This is a genomic window from Asanoa sp. NPDC050611, from assembly GCF_040654855.1.
GTDB lineage: Bacteria > Actinomycetota > Actinomycetes > Mycobacteriales > Micromonosporaceae > Asanoa.
In genome coordinates, this window is the sequence record NZ_JBFAIU010000002.1 from 19382 (window position 1) to 39008 (window position 19627).

A 19627-nucleotide genomic window follows, 5' to 3' on the forward strand; every position below is an offset into this window, starting at 1 on the left:
GAGTGATCCGACGGAGCCTGCGGTTGGTGGTGCCCGCCGGGTGATGGCTTCGGAGGACCGCGGGGCGGTGTTCGCGGGTGCGGGTCAGCCGGTGACAGGCAGTAAAGACCGGCAGGGATCGCCGTCTATCCCGGGCGCTGATGGTGGAAGAGCCCTTACCTGACGGCGGGTTACACATGACTCGCACGGTTTTCTGATCGTCCTGCAGGTAGGGCTAGGACTACCTGGGTGGTATTGCCAGTGTGCTGGTGCAAGTCCGAATGAGCATGGGAGGGTCCTGATGTCTGCAAACAAATAACGGAGCCTCGATGATCAACAGCAAGACAATTGCTTCCAGGAAACTCAACGCGGTTGGTATCGGTGCGATAACCCTTGCTGCGGTGCCGCCGGTACTATTAGTGGTGAACCTGCTAACTGAGCTTGCGTGGCCAATTGACTATAGCTGGGCGAGCAACAACATCAGCGACCTTGGGAACGTTGGCTGTGGCTTTTTTGATGGGCGCGACATCTGCTCTCCTTTGCACCTCTTTTTCAACGCCGGTGTGATAGTGCTCGGGTGTCTAGTTGGAGCAGGTGTGATCCTGGTACGAAGCGCGTGGGGCCGAGGGAGACGAGCAACCCTTGCCCGCGGCTGTATTCTGCTGGCCGCTACCGGCTACGTGTTAGTGGGAGTCTTTCCTGCCGATGTAAATCTCGGCATGCACCTGCTGGCTGCGCTACTCGTCATGCCGATTGCGAACATCGGGTTGCTGGCCAGCGGGTTCGTGCGCCGCGATTCGGCCATGTGGAAGGCGCGATGGACCTCTCGCGCTCTCGGGGCCACCGCGTTCGTTGCATCGTATTTGCATTTCGCCGGCCCGTGGCTCGGCATTGGTAAGGGCGGCATGGAGCGCATCGCCGTGTTCACTTTGCTTTTCTGGCTCGGAGGCATTGGAATTTTCCTACTACGCACAGCGCGGAACAGTGGCCGCGGTCACCAGTGAAACCGGCGTCACGGTGCGATTCCGCCGTGGATGCCGGCTGATCTGCCACCGTGGCAAACGGTGTACTGGCACTTCGCGCGATGGGAAGACGCCGGCGTCACGGAGAAGCTACTGACCGCACTGCGAATCAAGGCCCGGACAGCCCAAGGCAGAGAGCCCGAACCCTCCGCCGGAGTCCTCGACCGGCAGAGCGTCAAAGGCGCCGACACCGTCGGAACAGACTCCCGCGGTTATGACGCCAGCAAAAAGATCGACGGCCGCAAAAGGTTCATTGTCACCGAGACTGCCGGCCTCCTCATCGCCGTCGCCGTCCTGGCAGCCTCATGGCAGGACCCCGACGGCGGCAAGACTGCGCTACTGGGCATGTATCTCAGGAGCCCGGTCCGACACGTCTTCGCTGACCAGGGCTTCGCTGGCCGGTTTGTCGACTGGGCCCGCGACACATTGAAGACCACCGTAGAGATCGTACGCAAACCCGCCGACCAGCAGGGATTCGCTGTCCATCCGCGACGCTGGGTAGTGGAAGGCACCTTGGCCCGGCTCACCGCCCACCGCCGGGTGGCCCGCGACTACGAACGCCATCCCGAGGCCTCCGAAGCCGTCATCCGCTGGGCCGCCATCAACGGCATGCTCGGCCGCATCACCCGCGGCCACCCCGCCCAAAGCCAACTCCGCCGCACCTTCGCCTGGATCTAAACAACATCTCAAACACGCTCTAAATACTAATTCCGCGCAGCTCGCGGGGGACACGACTCGTCGACCGGGGCGCAACATCGATCGTACGTAGCTCTCGTCCCGCCTGGCCTGACTACCGCGCAACAAAATTCGACCTTCATCGAAGTCGATCTTCCGATGTCTGTATGGAAACTTCGTCCGCACCCACCGAGGCGGGATGCCGCCAGCGGTCAGGTCGGCGGCGGCGGGCTGCTCGCACCCAATAGCTGAGGTTTCGTCGGCGAACCGGGGCAACCGTCAGCCCGCGCTAACAGATCGTGGTCGGTTGATCGAGCGTAGGTTCGAGCCCCACCTCGACACGACCTTCACGAACCAAACGCGCCCCCAGACGCGTCGAGGCACGGGCCCTGGGCTGGGCGAATACCACCGAGGCGCAGGTTGATCTCGAGGGCAGGATACAGCCCACAACTGCGCACCGTCCGGGCGGTTGTCCCTGGTCACGAACGTGTACCTGGGCGACTGATCAGGCCGCAGGGGGTCGCTGGGTGGGTAGCCGGTGTGGGGACCTGCGCACGTGGCAGGTGAAGCGTGGATCATGATGGGCAGCCTCGGCGATGTACTCGAATGTCGAATGCCGCATCCGCTTCTGCCGAGAAGAGTGCATGCCTCGGGTGTGCGGATCGTCCTGTCGGTCTGCGGTAATCCGTGCGACCTTGATGGTGACGATGGGTCGTGCCGGGCGGTCCGAGGCGGCCCTGGCTTAGGTGTCCTGCGGACGCGGTTCGGTGGTGGCGCGGTGGTAGCGGCCGGCGAGCGTACGCACGAGTTCGACGAGTTCCGCGGGTTCCGTCACGGTGAAGTCGACGCCGAGCAGGCCGAGGTGGACGGCGAGCGCCTCGATGCCGTCCGCGCCGGTGTCCAGCAGACAGTGGGTGTCGTCGACCGGGGTGATGGTGCCGATGGCGGCGTTGATTTGCTCGACGAGCTGTTCGGCCGGTGCGTGTACGACGACCTGGGCCCGGTACCGCCATGCGGCCGACGACACGCCCCGGCGTACCTGGTCGACGGCTTCCTCGGGGAGATCGCGGGGGATGAATCGGGGGCCCGTCGGGGTACGTGGGTGGAGCCGGTCCACCCGGAACGTTCGCCAGTCGGCCCGCTCGACGTCGAACCCGACGAGATACCACCGTCGTCCCCAGTTGACCAGCCGGTACGGTTCCACCTCGCGCCGGCTCTCGGAGCCGTCGTGGCTTCGGTAGCCGAATCGCAAGCGCTCGTGGTCCCGGCAGGCTGCGGCGAGGACACTCAGCCTGTCCGCGTCCACCCGCGGCCCCAGGTCGTCCCGCGGCACCACGACGGCGTACCGCTTGAGGGCGTCAACGCGACGCTGGAGTCGCGCCGGTAGCACCTGCTCCAGCTTGGCCAGCGCGCGCAACGAGGTCTCCTCGACCCCGGTGATCGTGCCGCCGGCGGCAGTGCGCAGCCCGATCGCCACCGCGACCGCTTCCTCGTCGTCGAGCAGCAGTGGCGGCAGCGTGGCCCCGGCGCCGAGTCGGTAGCCGCCCACCGCGCCCCGGCTGCCGTGCACCGGATAGCCGAGGTTCCGCAGGCGGTCCACGTCGTTGCGAACGGTCCGGGTGCTGACCGACAGCCGTTCGGCCAGTTCGGCGCCGGTCCACTCGCGGGGTGTCTGGAGTAGCGAGAGCAGGCGCAGCAGCCGCGCCGCGGTTTCCAACATTCTTCGCAGTATGCCAGTTTATTAGGAACGGGCCTTGCCTAATTTCCTCCTACGCTGATGACCATGACGAACGACAGCACGATCGCACCGTTCCGGATCGACATCCCCCAGGCCGAGCTCGACGATCTCCAGCAGCGGCTGGCCCGCACTCGGTGGGCGGAGGAACTGCCCGCGGACGAGTCGGCGCCGGCTGGTCCGGTGCCGCCCGGTTGGGAGTACGGCGTCCCGGTGGGCTACGTGAGGCAGCTGGTCGAGCGGTGGCGGACCGGGTACGACTGGCGGGCCTGGGAGGCGAGGCTGAACGCGTACCCGCAGTTCACCACCGAGATCGACGGCCAGAACATCCACTTCCTGCACGTGCGGTCGCCGGAGCCGGACGCGACGCCGCTGATACTGACCCACGGTTGGCCGACCTCGGTGGTCGAGTGGCTGGATGTGATCGGCCCGCTCACCGAGCCACGAACGCACGGCGGCGACCCGGCGGACGCGTTCCACCTGGTCATTCCGTCGGTGCCGGGTTTCGGCTTCTCCGGGTCGACCCGGGAGCGCGGCTGGGACCGGTACCGGGTGGCCCGGGCCTGGGCCGAGCTGATGCAGCGGCTCGGCTACGACCGGTACGGCGCGGCCGGCAACGACGGCGGATCGCTGATCTCGCCCGAGGTGGGCCGGGTCGATCCTGAGCACGTCTGCGGCGTGCACGTGACACAGGTCTTCTCGTTCCCGTCGGGCGACCCCGCCGAACTGGCCGGCCTCTCCGAGGAGGAGCGCGGCAAGCTCGCGTTCGCCGAGTGGTTCACCCAGAACCGGGGCGCGTACGACAAGCTCCAGTCCACCGAGCCGCAGAATCTGGCGCACGCTCTAGCCGACTCCCCGGCCGGCCTGCTGGGCTGGAACGCGCAGCTGCTCGGCGCTTCGCTCGACCCGGATTACGTGCTCACGAACGTGATGATCTACTGGCTGACCAACACAGCCGCCTCAGCCGCCCGGTTCTACTACGAGGACGCGGCGGCGGCCCCCGTACAGCAGAAGTCGAACGGCCGGGGCACCACCGTGCCGAAACCGACCACCGTGCCCCTCGGCCTGGCCAACTTCGCCTGGGATTACCAGTCGATCCGGACGTTCGCCGACCGCGACCACGAAAACATCGTCTCCTGGAGCGTCTACGACCGGGGCAGCCACTTCGCCGCCCACGACGCGCCCGATCTGCTCGTCCACGACATCCAGCAGTTCTTCCGCAAGGTTCGCTGATCCGCCGCCGGTTGTAGGCGGACCCCATCAGACCCCCCAGTCTTCACACGAAGGGAAACCCTCATGTATCTCGTCATTGGTGCCACGGCTCAGTTCGGACGTCAGGCAGTAGAAGAGCTGGTCGCCGCGGGTGCGCCGGTACGGGCGCTGACCCGTACCCCGGAACAAGCCGGGCTCCCGGCGGAAGTCGACGTCGTCCAGGGCGATCTGACCAAGCCCGAGACGCTGCCAGCGGCGCTGGCCGGCGTCGAAGCCGCCTTCCTGGTTCTGCAGTACGGGATGGATGTCGCTCCGCTACTGGCGGCCGCGGGGCGGGCCGGGGTGCGGCGGCTGGTGTTCCTGTCCTCGGGGGCGATCGTCCCGGGCGCCGAGCGGCAGCCCGACGTAATCGCCCAGTACCACCGCGACGTCGAGCAGGCCATCGAGGCATCTGGGATCGAGTGGACGTTCCTGCGGCTACTCTTCCCCGCCATCAACTCGTTGACGTTCGCGATGCAGCTCCAGGGCGGTGACGTCATTCGCGCGCCGTACGCCGAAGCCGCGTTCAGCGCCGCGCACGAGAGGGACGTCGCCGAGGTGGCCGCGCGGATCCTGACCGGCGGCGGGCACGCGGGGCGGGCCTACGACCTGACCGGCCCCGAGTCGCTGACCCAGGCGCAGCAGGTCCGCATCCTCGGCGAGACGTTGGGGCGCCCGCTCACCGTCGAGGACCTCGACCCGGAGCCCGTGCTGGAGCAGATGAGCCTGTTCATGGACCCCGAGTTCCTGGCGGCGCTGTTCGGTCTCATGGCGCAGGCGGTCGGCAGGCCCGCGCCGGTCAACGACGTCATCGAGCAGATCACCGGGCACCCCGCGCGTACCTACGCTCAGTGGGCCGCGGATCACCGGGCCGACTTCGGCGGCTGATCGACGAGGCAGGGGCGGCATCCGCCGCCCCTGCCATACGATGGAAAGGACGGCACGGTGGCACAGGTGCTGCGGCGACGGGAGCTGGGGCGAGCCCTGCTGGCCCGTCAGATGCTGCTGGAACGGGCCGACGCGACCGCCGAGGAGGCGGTCACCCGGCTGGTCGGCATGCAGGCGCAGGCGCCCTACGCGCCCTACTTCGGGCTCTGGAGCAGATTGCGGAAGTTCGGCACTGCCGACCTGACGGACGCGCTGACCAAGCGCCGCCTGGTGCGGGTCGCGCTGATGCGCAGCACCGTCCACCTGGTCACCACGGCGGACTACCGCTCGTTGCGGCCATGGGCGCAGCCCGCGCTCGACCGTGAGCTGGACACCGCGTTCAAGACGATCCTGACCGGTCTGGACCGTGCGGCCGTGGCGGAGTCGGGCCGGGCACTGCTCGGCGCACGACACCTCACCCCCAAGGAACTCGGCGCGGCGCTGCACGAGCGGTGGCCCGATCGCGAGCCCCGCGCACTCGCCACCGTGGTGCGGAACCTGGTACCGCTGGTGCAGGTGCCGCCACGCGCCGTCTGGGGCGTCGGCGGCACCACCCGGTACGCGACGGCGGCCTGCTGGACCGGAGCCGAGCCCGCCTCCGCCGCCGACTCCGAACACATCGTGCTGCGCTACCTCGCCGCGTTCGGCCCGGCGTCGGTCGCCGACGTGCAGACGTGGGCCGGCCGAACCCGGCTGCGGCCCGTCCTGGAGAGGCTGCGGCCACGGCTGGCGGTCTTCCGCGACGAGCACGGGGTGGAGCTGTTCGACCTCCCGGATGCGCCACGCCCCGACGCCGACGCCCGCGCGCCGGTTCGCTTCCTGCCCGAATACGACAACCTCCTGGCCTCCCATACCGACCGCACCCGCGTGATCTCAGAGGAGGCCCGCAAACGGGTCATGACGCGCAACGGGATGCGCGCCACCTTCCTCGTGGACGGGCAGGTGACGGGCGCCTGGAAGCTCCATCCAGGCAAGGCGTCAGCGACTCTGGAGATCGACCCGTTCCGGCCGCTGACCGCCATCGAGCGCGCCGAGATCGAGGCCGAAGGCGCCCGGCTGCTGGAGTTCGCCGTGCCCGGCGCCGCCCACGACCTCCGCGACGGCACGGCCCCGTCCGTCGGCTCCGAGGACAAGGTGACCGGCGAGGAAACCGGTCAGCAGTGATCGAACCGTGCTCATGCGCGCCTTCCACCGACGCCCGCTCATAGCCGAGCGGGCTGCGCCGCTGGCAATTTCCTCACCGTCCGTACGTCCGTCGGAGTCTCCCGCTGGTGCGTATGGACACACGCCCTGCCGACGCGGCGATGCCTCGGGTCGCCAAAGGTCACTGCTCCCGCGCAAGTCGAAGCGGACCGCACCGCTCCAGCCCCTGAACGCGCCGGTCAGCCAAGATCACGTGCGCACATCTGCCGCTGGTCGGGCGTTCGCGCTAGGCCGGGCCGTCAGTAGCGATCGACCGGGCGTGAGCAGGAACGCTGTGGACGTGCGCAGGTTCGAGCCCCACCTGGACTCCACTTTCACGACCCGAAACGCGCCCCCCAGACGCGCCGGGGCACAGGCCCTGAGCTGGGCGGATAACCGTCGAGGCGCAGGGTGATCTCGAAGGCGGGATACAGGCCACAACTGCGCACCGTCTGGGCGGTTGTCCCTGGTCGCGGACGTGTACGTGGGCGATTGACTGCGCAGAAGGGGGTTGCTGGGGTGGGCAGCCAGTGTGGGACCTGCGCAGGTGGCCGGCGTGAGGTGCGTGCACCGCCGAGAACCCGCAGAACATCCCAAACAGATGATCAACGCGGGGCGAGATCGCAAGCGAACAACGCATTGCGTTGACATCCAGGTAGAACAGGGAGCGCCCGACCACATTGGTCTGGGCCAGACATATCGTGGGGTCGGGGTGCCAGAGCCGCACAACCCGGTCGTCGCCGGCGGTGGCGAGTCACGCGCTGCCGCGCGCCCCGGTCGGGGTTGAGCGTCAAGGATGGCCTTGGCCACACCGGTGGTGCCTACTACTGGCAGCTGATGGTGGCCGCGGTCGCCTGCATCGTGTTGAACATCCTCCGCCGACACAGCTGACCACTATCAGACCCGCTAGAAAGCGCCGGCGCCGGCCTCGGCGACGGTCTGATCCTGCTCGCCCGTACCGCCGCTGACCCCGACCCCACCGACAACCAGGCCGTCGCGCCGCAGCGGGATGCCGCCGGCGAAGATCATCACTCGGCCTTGGTTGCTCGCATGGATGCCGTAGAACTGTTGCCCCGGCTGCGCGTTGGTGGCCAGCGCCTCGGTCGGGATGTCGAAGGCGCGGGCCGTCCAGGCCTTGTTGACGCTGATGTCGACGCTGCCGATCCAGGCGCCGTCCATCCGGACGTGCGCGACCAGGTTGCCGCCGCCGTCGACCACGGCGATGTTCATCGGCTGGCCTATCTCGGCGGCCCGCGCCTCGGCGGCGGCGATGACCCGGCGGGCGTCGGACAGGTTGACGGTCGCCATGATTGCCTCCTTGCTGTTGGCGGACGGCGGCAGATCTGCGGGTACGGCGACGCCAGACCTGGCCGGGCTCTGCCGAGGTGCCCGCGTAGGTTCGAGCCGCAGATCGCCGTCGAGGTGATCTTGGCGAGCACGTCCGGGGCCTCAGCGGTGTCACCGCCCCTGGTAGACGACTGCCTTCACGCTCCCTCCTCGCCGCACTCCGGTGCGCTCACCGCATTTCCTGGCGACGACGTTATGCGGGCGGTCTCCGCGGCGTGGCGAAACGAGGAGATCCGCGGCGCGATCAGGACCAGCGCAGCGTGCCGCTCGCAAGAACGGCGCACGCGTAGGCCCTGCCGCCGGCTAACGATGAGCAAGCCGCGGCGACCCTGGGCCGTACGCTTGCTGTCAGCTCTGCTTGAACAGAGTTCCGCCGCCAAGCTGATCTCTGAGAAGTCCGGGGTTTGAGGCAGAGCCCCAGGGCTCAATGCCGGTGGGTGTGGTCAGGTTGCGACGGGTCGGCAGGGTGTTCCGCGCCAGGGCCGCGCTGGACCCGGTCGCGTACCTGGACGTCGAGCCACCGCGCGAACGTCGCCGCGCGGGCAGCGGCAAGCAGCAGTGCGGCGACGTCGGTGCCGGAAGCCTCGGCGATGTCGACGACCTCCAGCACGTCGCGACCCGACGTGACGACCGCGCCGCGCGGTGCCGCGAAGACCAGCGATCCGAGCACCTCGGTACGCCGCACCCGGTACGGCCGGCCCGCGTTGACCGGGCGGCCGGCGCGGATGTGCCGGACCACCCGGACCTCCTCGCCGGCCAGCTCCGGATTGGCCGCGCGGTAGGCGTCCACCTCGCCGGCGGAGACCGTCACGTCGGCCGTCACCGCGGCGAAGACGGCCGCCGCGTGTGGCGACTGGGCCAGCGCGGCCGCCGCGATGGTGCCCACCGAAACGCGGTCGGTGTCGGGCAGCGGGCCCGAGTCCGGAAGCCCCCGCCGCGCGGCCTCGTGGGCCAGCAGAGCCCGCACCGCCAGCACCTGAACCACCCAGCGCCGCAGCTGCCGGCCCTCGGTGGTGTCCGGCGTCGGCAGCACGTGCCCGCCAGGACCGCCGTAGAGGCGGCGCAGCTCCGCCGACACCTCGTCCGGGTCGAGCGGCTCCCCGTCGATCCACGCGAGCATCACGGACCGACCACCAACCGCACCGGGGCCGTGTAGGCGACCCGGCCGAACCACATCACCTTCGCCAGCGCCCACCAGGCGCCCGGGCCGGCGTCGGGCGGCACGGTCACCGCGATCTCGACGCACGCCTGGCCGCCCGCCTCGACCGCGAATCCCTGGGTGTGCGGCGCGAGCATCTCCCAGGTGCCCCACGGGCCGATGACCTGCACCTCGCCGTGCACGGCGTGGCCCGCCGGGTTGGCCAGCCGCAGTGTGATCGTCGCCCGCTGGCCGGGACGCATCCGGAGATCGTCGACGTCGAGGTCGGCGGAGAGCGCCGGGCCCGGGTCGCCGAGCGGGAGGACGTCTTCGACGGTGCTGCCGGCGTGGTCCAACCGGGCCGTGACCACGCCGGCGGCCGCGTCCGGGCCCGCGACGAGGTCGACGGTGAAGGAGGTCCAGCCGCGGGGAGAGAGCCGCACCGGACGCTCGACCGGGTCGGCCGTCCAACCGGCGGGGGCGTCGATCCACACCGTCCCGTCAAAGGCGGTTTCCGTGAGGTCGCTGGCCACCGTCACCAAGACCGACCGGTCGTCGCGGGGGTGCAGGTGGACGCTTACCGGCTGGTTGCCCATTGGCGCCGGACCCTTGTTGTGTAGCCAGTAGCGGGTGAACACCGGCTGCACCGGCTCGGTCCGCGGGCCGATCTCGACGGAGGACGCCCGAGCCGGCGCGCGCAGCAGCCACGTTCCGATCTCGAACGGCCCGAGAGCGTCGGGGTCACCGGACCGTGGGCGCTCCACAACGTCGGCGCGGCCGGCGACCGATAGGCCGGGACCGTCCAGCCAGAGCGTGGCGGGTCGGCCGTGCGGCTCGTAGACGCGGGCTGTCACACCTGTGTGAGGCGCGCCCGGGCGGCCGGACGCGAGCGGGTCACCGGTGGCCTTCAGCGCGGTGAGCACCGCACCCGGCGACACGCTCAGCAGCGCCGTGTCGGCTGCCAGCGGCCCGGGATGCGCAGCGGCGACCAGGGCGACGAGCGGATGGTTGTAGTCGTGGGCCTGCGTGGTGATTCCGCCGTCGCGCCAGTCGCCGTCCGAGGCGACCAGTGAATACTCGAACGAATGCGTCCAGTGCTGGAGCGCGAACGCCGAACCGTCCGGTGCCGTCCGGCGCGGCGGGTCGATCCACACTCCGGTCGGCCAGCCGGTGCACGACCGCAGCAGCGACAGGTGCAGCCCGCCGTCGGCGGTGACGGCGAAACCGGGTATGCCGCGGTTGAGAACCGCGACGGTCCGGTCCGCGTACGGCTCCGGCGACCACGGGCCGGCCGGCTGAGCCACCGGAACCACGGCGTCGGCCAGGTCGGCAACCAGCGCGGCCACCGCAGCCGCGTCATCATCGGCGGACGCGACCAGCAGGACGGGTAGGTCGCGCAGGCCGGTGAGATCCGCACTGGGTTGCCAGACCTCGGCCAGCGGCCGCGAAGCGGGCAGCCACATGCGGACGGTGCCGGTAGCGGCGAGTTGCCGGGTGTACTCGGCCTCGTAGGCCGGGCCGGCGGCGGCGAGCACCTCGGCGGTGAAAGCGTTGCGCCCCGGGCCACCGACGGCGATCCGCACGTCGGGCAGGTTCGAGTCGACCTCCGAACGGCCGTATCGCGGTGTGTGGGCAGTGGTGCACGTGGCGGTTACGCCGGCGCGCACCAGCGCCACGGCGATCGACCGCCCATGAGCAGGCGGCTCGGTGACGATGACCTCGGCCACGCCGATGGCCCGGTGCCCGACGGCGTCGCCGTCGGCGGAGGTCAGCGTGACCCGGGCCGTGGTCCCCGAGCCGAACCAGCGGTAGGCGGGGTTGTCGAGGGTCCACGGATGCCGCGCGCTGTCGACGTCGGGATGTGCGAACCCTCGCGCGACCACCGCGTTGGCCACCTCAGAGAGCGGCAGCCCGCCGGGAACACCGACCGGCCAGCGCAGCCGCACGAGGTGGTCGCTGCCCGTGAAATCGATCCGAGTCGAGCAGTCCACCCTGGACAGCCCATGCCACAGTGTCAGCGTCTGCGTGAAACGGGCCGGGCCGACCGACCCGGTCACGACGACGCGCTCGCCGAGCGGACTGTGTTCGACCCGCACCGTCTCGGCCGGGTGCTCGCCGGACGCCGTCATCGGGCCGCCGGTCGGCAACAGGTGCCACGGTCCCTCGTGGAACTCGGGGTGTTCGGCGTACTCGTCGTACACCAGGATCTCGTTGCCCACCCGCCCCGGCCGCAGCAGGTCGCGACCGGTGGCCAGCTCGGTGAGCGAGGCGACCGTCCCACCGCGCGCCGGGTCGACGGTGAGCCGATAGGCAAAGTTGGCGATGACGTGCCCGGACGCGGCGACCCAGCGCGGCTCCGCCGCGGACGGTGCCGGCAGCAGCCGGTAGCCACGGTGGCCGAGCGACGGCACGTCCCGTGCGAGGAAGGTCAACCGGTCACCGGAGCGCACCACAGGCACGGGCGAGCCGGCTGTGTCCACGATTCGCGTCGCCGGAGGCGCCGCAACGCTGACGATGTCGGTGCGCGACCACGACGACGGGTTGAAGACCAGCACGGCAGAACCAGGACCGGTGGTGTCGACCTGGTCGCCGAGGTGCGCGAGCGCGCCGCGGTGCACGGTCCGCGCCAGGTCGTGCGCCTCCCGCCAGCCGGCCAGTAGATCGAGGTAGACCTGGTCGGACTCGGTACCGGTGATCGCGTCGTGGTGCGCGCCGTAGATGAGCAACCGCCAGGCCCGGTCGAGCGCCTCGACCGGATAGCGCGCGCGCCCGTGCAAGGCAGCCAGCGTGGCCCACTTCTCCGCGTCGACAACCAGGTTCTCGACGACCCGCTGGGCCTGCTTGGTGTCGATATAGGACACGTCCTTGCCGGTGTAGATCGGATTCATGTCGCGGGTCTGCGGGCTGAGCGAGGTCAGCTCGGCGCGGACCGCGGCGAAGAAGTCCCGAGGGAGTGAGCAGAGCAGCCGCGGCCACAGATAGCGGCTGTTCCAGTCGCGATGGATCGCGGTGAGCCATTTGTTGGGCGGCGAGTAGTCGGTGCCGACCGGCAGCAGGATGTTGCGGGTGGCGGCCGCGGGCCGCATCAGCCGCCAGAGCCGCAGCACGGCCTCTTCCGCGGCGTCCAGCGTCGCCGCCGAGTCCATCCACCAGCCGGCGCTGTAGTGCGCCGGCATGTAGCTGGTCAACAGGCCCTGCCCGCTCGGCGCGATCCACTCGAACTCGCTGGGGAACTGCATCGCCGACGCGTCGGTGACCACGTCGCCGGCCACCCGCATCATCGGGCCCCACTGGTGGAACGGGCCGCGCGCCCACGAGCTGGAGGTGAGCCCGGCGTCGGCCATGATGCCGGGAAACTGCGGATCGTGGCCGAACGCGTCGAGCTGCCACGCGGTGGCCGGGTCGCCGCCCAACACGTCGCGCTGGAAGCCCAGCCCGTGTACCACGTTGCGGATGGTGGTCTCGGCACCGGTCAGGTTGGTGTTGGGCTCGTTGTAGGTGCCGCCCATCAGCTCCAACCGCCCATCGGCGAGCAACCGCCGGATCAGGTCGCGGTCCTGCGGATAGCAGTCCCAGTAGGGTTTGAGGTAGTCGACCTCGGCCAGCACGAACTTGTAGTCGGGATCGCGCCGGGCCAGTTCGAGATGCGTGCGAACCAGGTGGAAACCGGTGTGCTGATAGGTCGCGCGGTGCTCCTGCGCGGCGCCAGGCAGGGCATCCCATTGACTGGTGTACGCGGCCTGGGTGTTCCACCACACCGGGTCGTAGTGGAAGTGGGACACCAGGTGGACCGTCCAGCCCGGCTCGGCCAAGACGACCGTGCCCGAGCCCTGCGCGACCGACCCGCCGCCGCGGGCGGTCACGGTGACCGGCACCTGCGCGCCGGCGGGCCCACGCAGTGCGACGCCCACCTCGACCACCGCCGCACCCGCGGCGTCCGCCTCGGCGAAGAAGCCGTCGACCTCCACGGGTACGCCCGAAGGCGCACCCGCCACCCTGACCCGCACCACTTGGCGGGGCTCGTCGACCGTCCCGACGAACAGGTCGGTCGACTCGATGCTCTCGATCCGCAGCGACATCGGCCGGCTGTCAGGAGTCGAGCAGCGTGGTGACGTCGACCGCACGGCCGGTGCGGAACGACTCGTTGGCCGCCAGCCCGGGCAGCAGCGCTTGCAGGCCGTCGTCGGCGCCGGCCCGGTCCGCCGCCTGGTCGCTGGTGCCGTCCAGCAGCGCGACGAGCATCCGCTGATCGGCGCCGCCGTGCCCGGCGTGGTCGAAGTCGGGGACCCGCACCTCCTGCGGGGGCTGCCACAGCGGCCGCAGTAGGATCCGCGCGCCGCCGGCCGTTTCCGCGGCGAGGTCGCCGTGCACCGAGCCCTTCTTCGACTCGACCCGCGCCGCCGGCTGGGTCCAGAGCGCCTCCTCGACCTCGAGCTCGAGCCGGCCGCCGGTGCCGTTGAACATCACCCGGTAGCCCTCCCACGGCGAGTACGCGGTCAGGTGGTAGCTCATCGAGGCGCCGGTGTCGTAACCGACGACCAGTGCCATGTCGTCCTCGATGGTGATGCCCTCACCGAAGACGTTCTGGTCGCGGATATAGCCGGAGTCGGCCTCCGCGTCGAGGTAGAGCGCGCGCAGGCTCGGGTTGTCGACCAGGTGGATGGCGAACGGGTCGTCCTGTGCGGCCGGAGAACCATGTGCCCGGACATAGTCGCGGGCGTGGCCGGTGCGTCGCCCGTTGGCGCCGTAGAAGGCCAGCCGGCCCTGGCCGTAGACCGACACCGGCCGGGCACCGAGCCACCAGTTGACCAGGTCGAAGTGGTGGCTTGCCTTGTGCACCATCAGCCCGCCGGAGTTGACCCGCTCGCGGTGCCAGCGGCGGAAGTAGTCGGCGCCGTGCCGCACGTCGAGCAGCCACTCGAAGTGCACCGAGAGCACGTCGCCGACGGCGCCGGACCGCAGCAGCTCGTGCACCCTGGCGTGCACCGGGTTGAACCGGTAGTTGAACGCGACGGTCAGATCGCCGCCGGTGTCCCGCACGGCGGCCATGATGCGGCGGGCCTTGGCGGTGTCGGTGGTCATCGCCTTCTCGGTGATGACGCGGGCGCCGGCCCGCAGCGCGCGGACGATGTAGTCGTCGTGGGTGGCGTCCGGCGAGGTCACCACCACGAGGTCGGGGGCGTCTTTCAACAGCCGGTCGAAGTCGGCGGGCGCCCAGGTCCAGGCTGCTTCGCGACCGTGCTCGGCCAGCAGCGCGTTGTGGAACGCCATCCGGGTCGGGCTCGGGTCGCACAGACCGACGACGTCGTATGCCGGCCGGCTGGCGAGGCCCGCGGTGAACAGCTGGGCACGATGGCCCGTGCCGACGATGGCGACCCCTGACGCTGGCATGGCAGTTGCCTCTCGGTCTCGTGTGGACCGCGATGGACCGGTCCACCGCGAAAGGGACGCTAACAGTGGACCGGTCCAACGACAAGCCGTACGCTACCCGGAATGCGACGGGAACAGCTGCGGGCAGACCCGCGGATCGGCGTAGTCCGGCACGCCGTCGACCTGCCGGACGAGCCGGTCGTTGCCGTGCCGGGCCGGCCGGCCGTCCGCACCGACGTGGTGCCGCCAGCGGTTGTCGGCGGGCTGCAGGTGGATGGCCAGCGACCGGCGCGGCGCGCCGCCGCGGTTGGGGCCGCTGCCGTGCACCGTGCGGCAGTGGTGGAAGCTGACCTGGCCGCGCCGCATGGTCGTCGGCCGCACCCGCACCCGGAAGCCCTGCAGCGCGATCCGGTGGGTGAGCGCATCCAGGTCCTGCGTGAAGAAGTCCAGCCCGTCGACGTCCCAGTTGTGGCTGCCGTCGAGGAACGACACCGAACCACCGGCTTCCTCGACGTCGTGGAAGGCGACCCAGGCGGTGAGCATGTCGTCCGACGAGCAGCTCTGCCAGTACTGCCGGTCGGTGTGCCAGCCGACGTTCGCGACCAGCCCCGGGGTGTCGACCGGCTTGTAGAGCAACTGGTCGTGCCACAGCCGGACACCGCGTGCGCCGGCCAGCCGGGCGGCGGTGGCGGCGATCGTGGGATAGCGGACCAGTTCGGCCAGCTCGCGGATCACCAGCGACGCGTAGTCGTTCTTGCGCAGCCCCGGTCCATCGGCCGGGGTCCAGCCGCCGAAACCGCCGAGGTCGGCGTCGCGCTCCCCGGCGTAGAAGCGTCGCATGCCACGCTCGGCGGCGTCGAGTACCTCGCCGGGCACGATGACCGGCGAGACCCAGAAACCATGCTCGCGGTACGCCGCGACGTCGTCGGGTCCTGGCAGGAAGGAGTGATCCATGGCGTCCAACGTAGGTAGCGAAAGGGAACCGTTCGTGCCTGATCCGACCGAGTTCGGCGCGAAACCGAACGCGCTGATCCTGCACGGCAAGCCGGGCGAGGCAGAGTTCTACGACGCCACGGTGCCCTCGCCGAGCAACCACCATTGGTTGCCCTGGCTCGCCAAGCAGCTGATCGTGCGGGATATCCCGGCGCATACGCCCGAGATGCCGTTGGCGTTCGCGCCGGACTATCCGGCCTGGCGGCGGGAGCTGGAGCGCTACGACGTCGGCACACGGACTCTGTTCGCCGCGCACAGCTGCGGCGCGGGCTTCCTGTTGCGTTGGCTCAGCGAGAACCCGGGCGTCTCGGTCGGCCGGGTGGTCCTGGTCGCGCCGTGGCTGGACCCGACCGGTCGGGCGCCGGGCTTCTTCGACTTCACGCTGGATCCGCACGTGGCCGCGCGTACCGCCGGATTGACGGTGTTCCACTCCGCCGACGACTTCGACGACATCCAGGTGACCGTGCGGAGGATCCGCGACACCGTGCGGGATCTGCGCTACCGGGAGTTCCAGGGCTACGGGCACTTCGGCCGGCTCACCTTTCCCGAACTGCTCGGCGCCCTGGTGGACTGATGTCCGGCGTCGCGGTGTTCCGGCCGCCCGGCGTCACGGCCGGCTTTCACGCCGACGTCGACGACGGCACCGGGCTCGTGCACGCCGGCGAGCAGTGGACGCCGGCCCGGTTCCGGATCGGGCCGCACACCCACCCTGTCTGGGAGTTCTACCTGCAGCTGCACGGCGAGAGCCACTGGCAGGCCGGCGGCGAACGGTTCGCGCTGCGACCGGGCCACCTGCTCGGCGTCGGCCCCGGCGTGTCGCACCACATGCGCGAGGAGTCGGCGCGGCGCCACCACTTCTGCTTCGCGGCCGTCGACCCGGCGCCGGCCCTGGTCCGCCATCCCGGGCTCGCTGCGGACTGGCGCGGGCACCCGCCGGTCGTGCACCGGGCCGGCTCCGACGCGCTGGCCGAGACGTTCCGGCAGATCGGCCGGGAGCTGACCGCGGTGCGCCGGCATGGCACAACGGGCCTGCTGCTGGCGGTGGACCGCCTGGTGCTCGAGGTGAGCCGCCAGCTCCGCGACACCCACCCGGTGCCGACGCTGCCCGGCCATCCGGGGGTCGCGACCGCAAGGCGCCTGCTCGACCGGGACAGCGCGCGGCGGTGGACGCTCGACGAGCTGTCCCGGGCGATCGGGCTCGCGCCGGGCTATCTCGCCCGGCTGTTCGTCCAGGAGGTCGGGATGACGCCGCACCGCTATCTCAACGAGCGCCGGGTGGAGCGGGCCCGGCACCTGCTCGCCGACGGCGACCTGCCGGTCACCACCATCGCGTTCGCCGTGGGGTTCGGCTCCGGCCAGCATTTCGCGCGGGTCTTCCGGCAGCTCACCGGACGTACGCCCCGGGAACACCGGCGGGTCGCCAGGGGTCAGGACCAGGCTTTGGCGTCGCGGAACGGGAAGTGACGCGCGGCGTCGAAGGCGGGCACGGGCTGGTAGCTGTTGACACCCTTCTCGCCGCGCAGCCAGAAGGCGCTGGGGAAGGGCTGCTCGTCGCCGAGGATCCGGGTCGACGTCGGGATGTAGCGGATGGTCAGCCCGCAGCGCCGGTCCGGGCTGGTGTTGGCGTTGCTGCCGTGGATGATGTTGGGGTGGTGCACCTCGACGTCACCGGGGTGCAGCACGATGTCGACCGCGTCGGCCTCGTCGACGTCGACGGCGATCTCCTGCCCCAGGACGTTGGCGACGTCGGTGTTGGCGCGCATCGCCGCGATGTCCCTGGTGTGGCTGCCCGGCACGAGCCGGACGCAGCCGTTGTCCGGTGTGGAGTGGTCGATCGCCAGCCAGAGCGTCACGACCTCCATCGGCTCCAGCGGCCAGAACGCGCTGTCCTGATGCCACAGCACCGGCTGGCCGGTGAACGGTGGCTTGCTGATGTAGTGCGAGGCGAACAGCGCGATGTTCGGCCCGACGAACGTCTCGGCGATGTCGAGCAACCGGTCGTCGCTGATCAGGCGGATCCAAAATGGATCGTCGCGGAGGAACGTGTGACCGAGCTGCTCGGGGCGGACGTCCGGGTGCTGCCGCTCCAGCCAGGCGACGTGGTCGCTGGCCTCGGCGATCAGGTCGGCGTCGATGGCGTCGCGGAAGATGACGTAGCCGTCGCGGGCGTACGAGGTGGTGATCGACATGCCTTTCACCGTGCCACCGCCGTTCGTGACGGGATACGCCGCCGACAACCAGAACTTGTACTGTGTTGATGTGGCGCAGCGGGCGGAGCGGTTCGAGGACCACGCGCTCGGCCGGCCCTTCCACGCCGCGTTGGTCGACCTGAAGGGCCGGTCCCACCCGCACAGCCACCGCGACTACTTCGAGGTGATGGCGGTGGTCGCAGGCGCGGGCGAGCAGCTCGTGTCGCATGCCGGCAGGCCGGAGCAGGCCCAGCCGTTGCACCCGGGCGACGTCGTGCTGGTCCGGCCGCGCGACCACCACACGATCGTCGGACCGCTGCGGTTCTACAACATCGCGTTCCCGGCCACCGGCTGGCGCACCTTCGCCGGCCTGGCCGGGCTCGACCCGCGGTGGGCGACGGGCGCCCTCCCGCCACTGGCGCACGACGACCGCGGCGCGGAGCTCTGCGCGGCCATTCTGCGGCGGTTCCACGATGGACCTCGGCAGCCGGACCTCGTCCGGTTCTGGTGCGACGCCGTCGATCTCCTGGTGCCCGCGACACCGCGCCCAGCGCCGCCGCCCGGCATCCCCGACTGGCTGCTGACCGCCACGGCGGCCATGAGCCGGGAAGACTACCTGCACGAGGGCATCGCCCGGCTGCGCGCGCTGGCCCATGTCAGCGACGCCCATCTGGCCCGCAGCGTGCGCCGTTACTACGGCACCACGCCCACGGAGTTCGTCGCGGACCTGCGGCTGCGGCACGCGGCGACCCTGCTCGCCACGACGACCCGCACGATCTCGGACATCGCGTACGCGTGCGGATTCGCGAGCGCCTCGTATTTCAGTCGCCAGTTCCACGAGGCACACGGCTCGTCGCCCCGCAGCTTCCGCGACGCGGCTCGGCACGCCTTCGTCCCGCCGGGCTAGGTCAGCCCTTGATGGCGCCGGCCAGGCCGTTGACGAAGAAGCGCTGCAGCATGACGAACAGCGCGATGATCGGGACCAGGGTGATGATGGATCCCGCGCACAGCAGCGTCCACTGTGTCGAGTTCTCGCCGATGAAGGCGTACATGCCGACCGACAGCGTCCGCTGCTCCGGGCGGGCCAGGGTGAAGACCAGCGGGATGAAGTAGCTGTTCCACGCGCTGATCGCGGTGAAGAGACCTACCGTGGCCAGCATCGGGCCCGAGAGCGGCAGCATGATTCGCCAGAAGGTCTGGTGGAAGCTGGCGCCGTCGACCTTCGCGGCGTCCTCCAACTCGGTGTTGATGGTCTGGAAGAAGCCCATGAACAGGAACGTGCCGAATACGATGCCGCCCGCGGCCTGCACGATGATGATCGAGAAGATCGAGTTGAGCAGGCCCAGCTTCTCCATCAGGTCGAAGATCGGGATGATCGTGTAGCCGTGCGGCAGGAACAGCGTCGCCGAAATGAGGAACAGGCACAGCCCCCGGCCCGGGAACGGGGCGCGGGCCAGCACGTAGCCGGCCATCGAGGTGACCAGCAGCGTGCCGACGCAGGTGCCGATCGTGATCAGCAGGGTGTTGATGAAGTAGGTGCCGAACGACGCCTGTTCCCACGCCTGCTGGTAGTTGCCCCACAGCAGCTGCGTGGGCAACGGGTTGAGGCCCCGGCCGAAGAACTCGTCGGTGTCCTTCAGTGAGCTGCCCAGCGTCCACAGGAACGGGTACATCCACGCGAGGCCGCTGACCAGCAGCGCGACGTGGGTCATCAGCATCGCGGCGCGCGGCTTGCGGCGCCGCGGGCGGGCGCGCGTCGGCGCGGGCGCGCCCGGACGGGACAGCGGGGGCACGGGCGTGGTCGCAACGGACATGCGGA

16 protein-coding genes are annotated in these 19627 nt (G+C 70.1%); 8 read left to right on the forward strand and 8 right to left on the reverse strand.

All coding sequences use genetic code 11. The features are described 5' to 3' along the window. The first annotated feature begins 308 nt into the window (after positions 1 to 308). Together AB0H87_RS00515 and AB0H87_RS00520 are read left to right on the forward strand one after the other, a co-directional pair. Positions 309 to 983: a DUF998 domain-containing protein gene (locus AB0H87_RS00515; protein ID WP_360137195.1), complete on the forward strand. Its 675-nt coding sequence runs from the start codon at positions 309 to 311 to the stop codon at positions 981 to 983. 30 nt (positions 984 to 1013) lie between these two features. Further along, entirely contained in the window at positions 1014 to 1679 is a 666-nt protein-coding gene (locus AB0H87_RS00520) for an IS5 family transposase (protein WP_360137198.1), read from the forward strand. A gap of 739 nt (positions 1680 to 2418) precedes the next feature. Here the strand turns inward: AB0H87_RS00520 and AB0H87_RS00525 are convergent. Beyond that, on the reverse strand, positions 2419 to 3396 hold the full coding sequence (locus AB0H87_RS00525) for a YafY family protein (protein WP_360137201.1): 978 nt from the start codon (positions 3394 to 3396) through the stop codon (positions 2419 to 2421). Positions 3397 to 3459: 63 nt separating this feature from the next. Between AB0H87_RS00525 and AB0H87_RS00530 the strand changes: the two genes are divergently transcribed. The 3 genes from AB0H87_RS00530 (at position 3460) to AB0H87_RS00540 (ending at position 6753) form a co-directional block, all read left to right on the forward strand. Further along, positions 3460 to 4644 (forward strand): epoxide hydrolase family protein, encoded by a 1185-nt coding sequence (locus AB0H87_RS00530; RefSeq protein WP_360137204.1) that lies wholly within the window; start codon positions 3460 to 3462, stop codon positions 4642 to 4644. Positions 4645 to 4707: 63 nt separating this feature from the next. Beyond that, on the forward strand, positions 4708 to 5550 hold the full coding sequence (locus AB0H87_RS00535; protein ID WP_360137207.1) for an NAD(P)H-binding protein: 843 nt from the start codon (positions 4708 to 4710) through the stop codon (positions 5548 to 5550). Between the two features lie 57 nt (positions 5551 to 5607). Next, on the forward strand, positions 5608 to 6753 hold the full coding sequence (locus AB0H87_RS00540; RefSeq protein ID WP_360137209.1) for a winged helix DNA-binding domain-containing protein: 1146 nt from the start codon (positions 5608 to 5610) through the stop codon (positions 6751 to 6753). A gap of 924 nt (positions 6754 to 7677) precedes the next feature. Here AB0H87_RS00540 and AB0H87_RS00545 read toward each other — a convergent pair. The 5 genes from AB0H87_RS00545 to AB0H87_RS00565 form a co-directional block, all read right to left on the reverse strand. Next, positions 7678 to 8079, reverse strand: coding sequence for a heme-binding protein (locus AB0H87_RS00545; protein WP_360137212.1), 402 nt, complete (start codon positions 8077 to 8079; stop codon positions 7678 to 7680). A gap of 463 nt (positions 8080 to 8542) precedes the next feature. Beyond that, a complete protein-coding gene (locus tag AB0H87_RS00550; RefSeq protein WP_360137215.1) occupies positions 8543 to 9241 on the reverse strand; it encodes a hypothetical protein in 699 nt (232 codons plus the stop codon). Next, complete coding sequence (locus AB0H87_RS00555) at positions 9238 to 13335, reverse strand: glycoside hydrolase family 38 C-terminal domain-containing protein (protein WP_360137218.1); 4098 nt, start codon at positions 13333 to 13335, stop codon at positions 9238 to 9240. Before AB0H87_RS00555 ends, AB0H87_RS00550 begins: the two co-directional genes overlap by 4 nt. 10 nt (positions 13336 to 13345) lie before the next feature. After that, entirely contained in the window at positions 13346 to 14647 is a 1302-nt protein-coding gene (locus AB0H87_RS00560) for a Gfo/Idh/MocA family oxidoreductase (RefSeq protein ID WP_360137221.1), read from the reverse strand. Positions 14648 to 14740: 93 nt separating this feature from the next. Then, entirely contained in the window at positions 14741 to 15580 is an 840-nt protein-coding gene (locus AB0H87_RS00565; protein WP_360137224.1) for a phytanoyl-CoA dioxygenase family protein, read from the reverse strand. A 34-nt stretch (positions 15581 to 15614) separates the two neighbouring features. On the opposite strand from AB0H87_RS00565, the gene AB0H87_RS00570 reads away from it, so the two are divergent. Continuing rightward, a complete protein-coding gene (locus AB0H87_RS00570) occupies positions 15615 to 16193 on the forward strand; it encodes an alpha/beta hydrolase (RefSeq protein WP_360137227.1) in 579 nt (192 codons plus the stop codon). Beyond that, complete coding sequence (locus tag AB0H87_RS00575) at positions 16193 to 17083, forward strand: AraC family transcriptional regulator (RefSeq protein WP_360137230.1); 891 nt, start codon at positions 16193 to 16195, stop codon at positions 17081 to 17083. The genes AB0H87_RS00570 and AB0H87_RS00575 overlap by 1 nt, the downstream gene beginning before the upstream one ends. Here the strand turns inward: AB0H87_RS00575 and AB0H87_RS00580 are convergent. Beyond that, the gene (locus AB0H87_RS00580) at positions 17047 to 17808 is read right to left on the reverse strand and encodes a phytanoyl-CoA dioxygenase family protein (RefSeq protein ID WP_360137233.1); all 762 of its coding nucleotides are present in this window, start codon (positions 17806 to 17808) and stop codon (positions 17047 to 17049) included. The two genes, AB0H87_RS00575 and AB0H87_RS00580, sit on opposite strands and share 37 nt — an antisense overlap. On the opposite strand from AB0H87_RS00580, the gene AB0H87_RS00585 reads away from it, so the two are divergent. Further along, positions 17807 to 18715, forward strand: coding sequence for an AraC family transcriptional regulator (locus AB0H87_RS00585; RefSeq protein ID WP_360137236.1), 909 nt, complete (start codon positions 17807 to 17809; stop codon positions 18713 to 18715). The two genes, AB0H87_RS00580 and AB0H87_RS00585, sit on opposite strands and share 2 nt — an antisense overlap. Before the next feature lies 1 nt (position 18716). On the opposite strand, the gene AB0H87_RS00590 is transcribed toward AB0H87_RS00585, so the two are convergent. Continuing rightward, entirely contained in the window at positions 18717 to 19622 is a 906-nt protein-coding gene (locus AB0H87_RS00590; protein ID WP_360137239.1) for a carbohydrate ABC transporter permease, read from the reverse strand. Positions 19623 to 19627 lie beyond the last annotated feature (5 nt).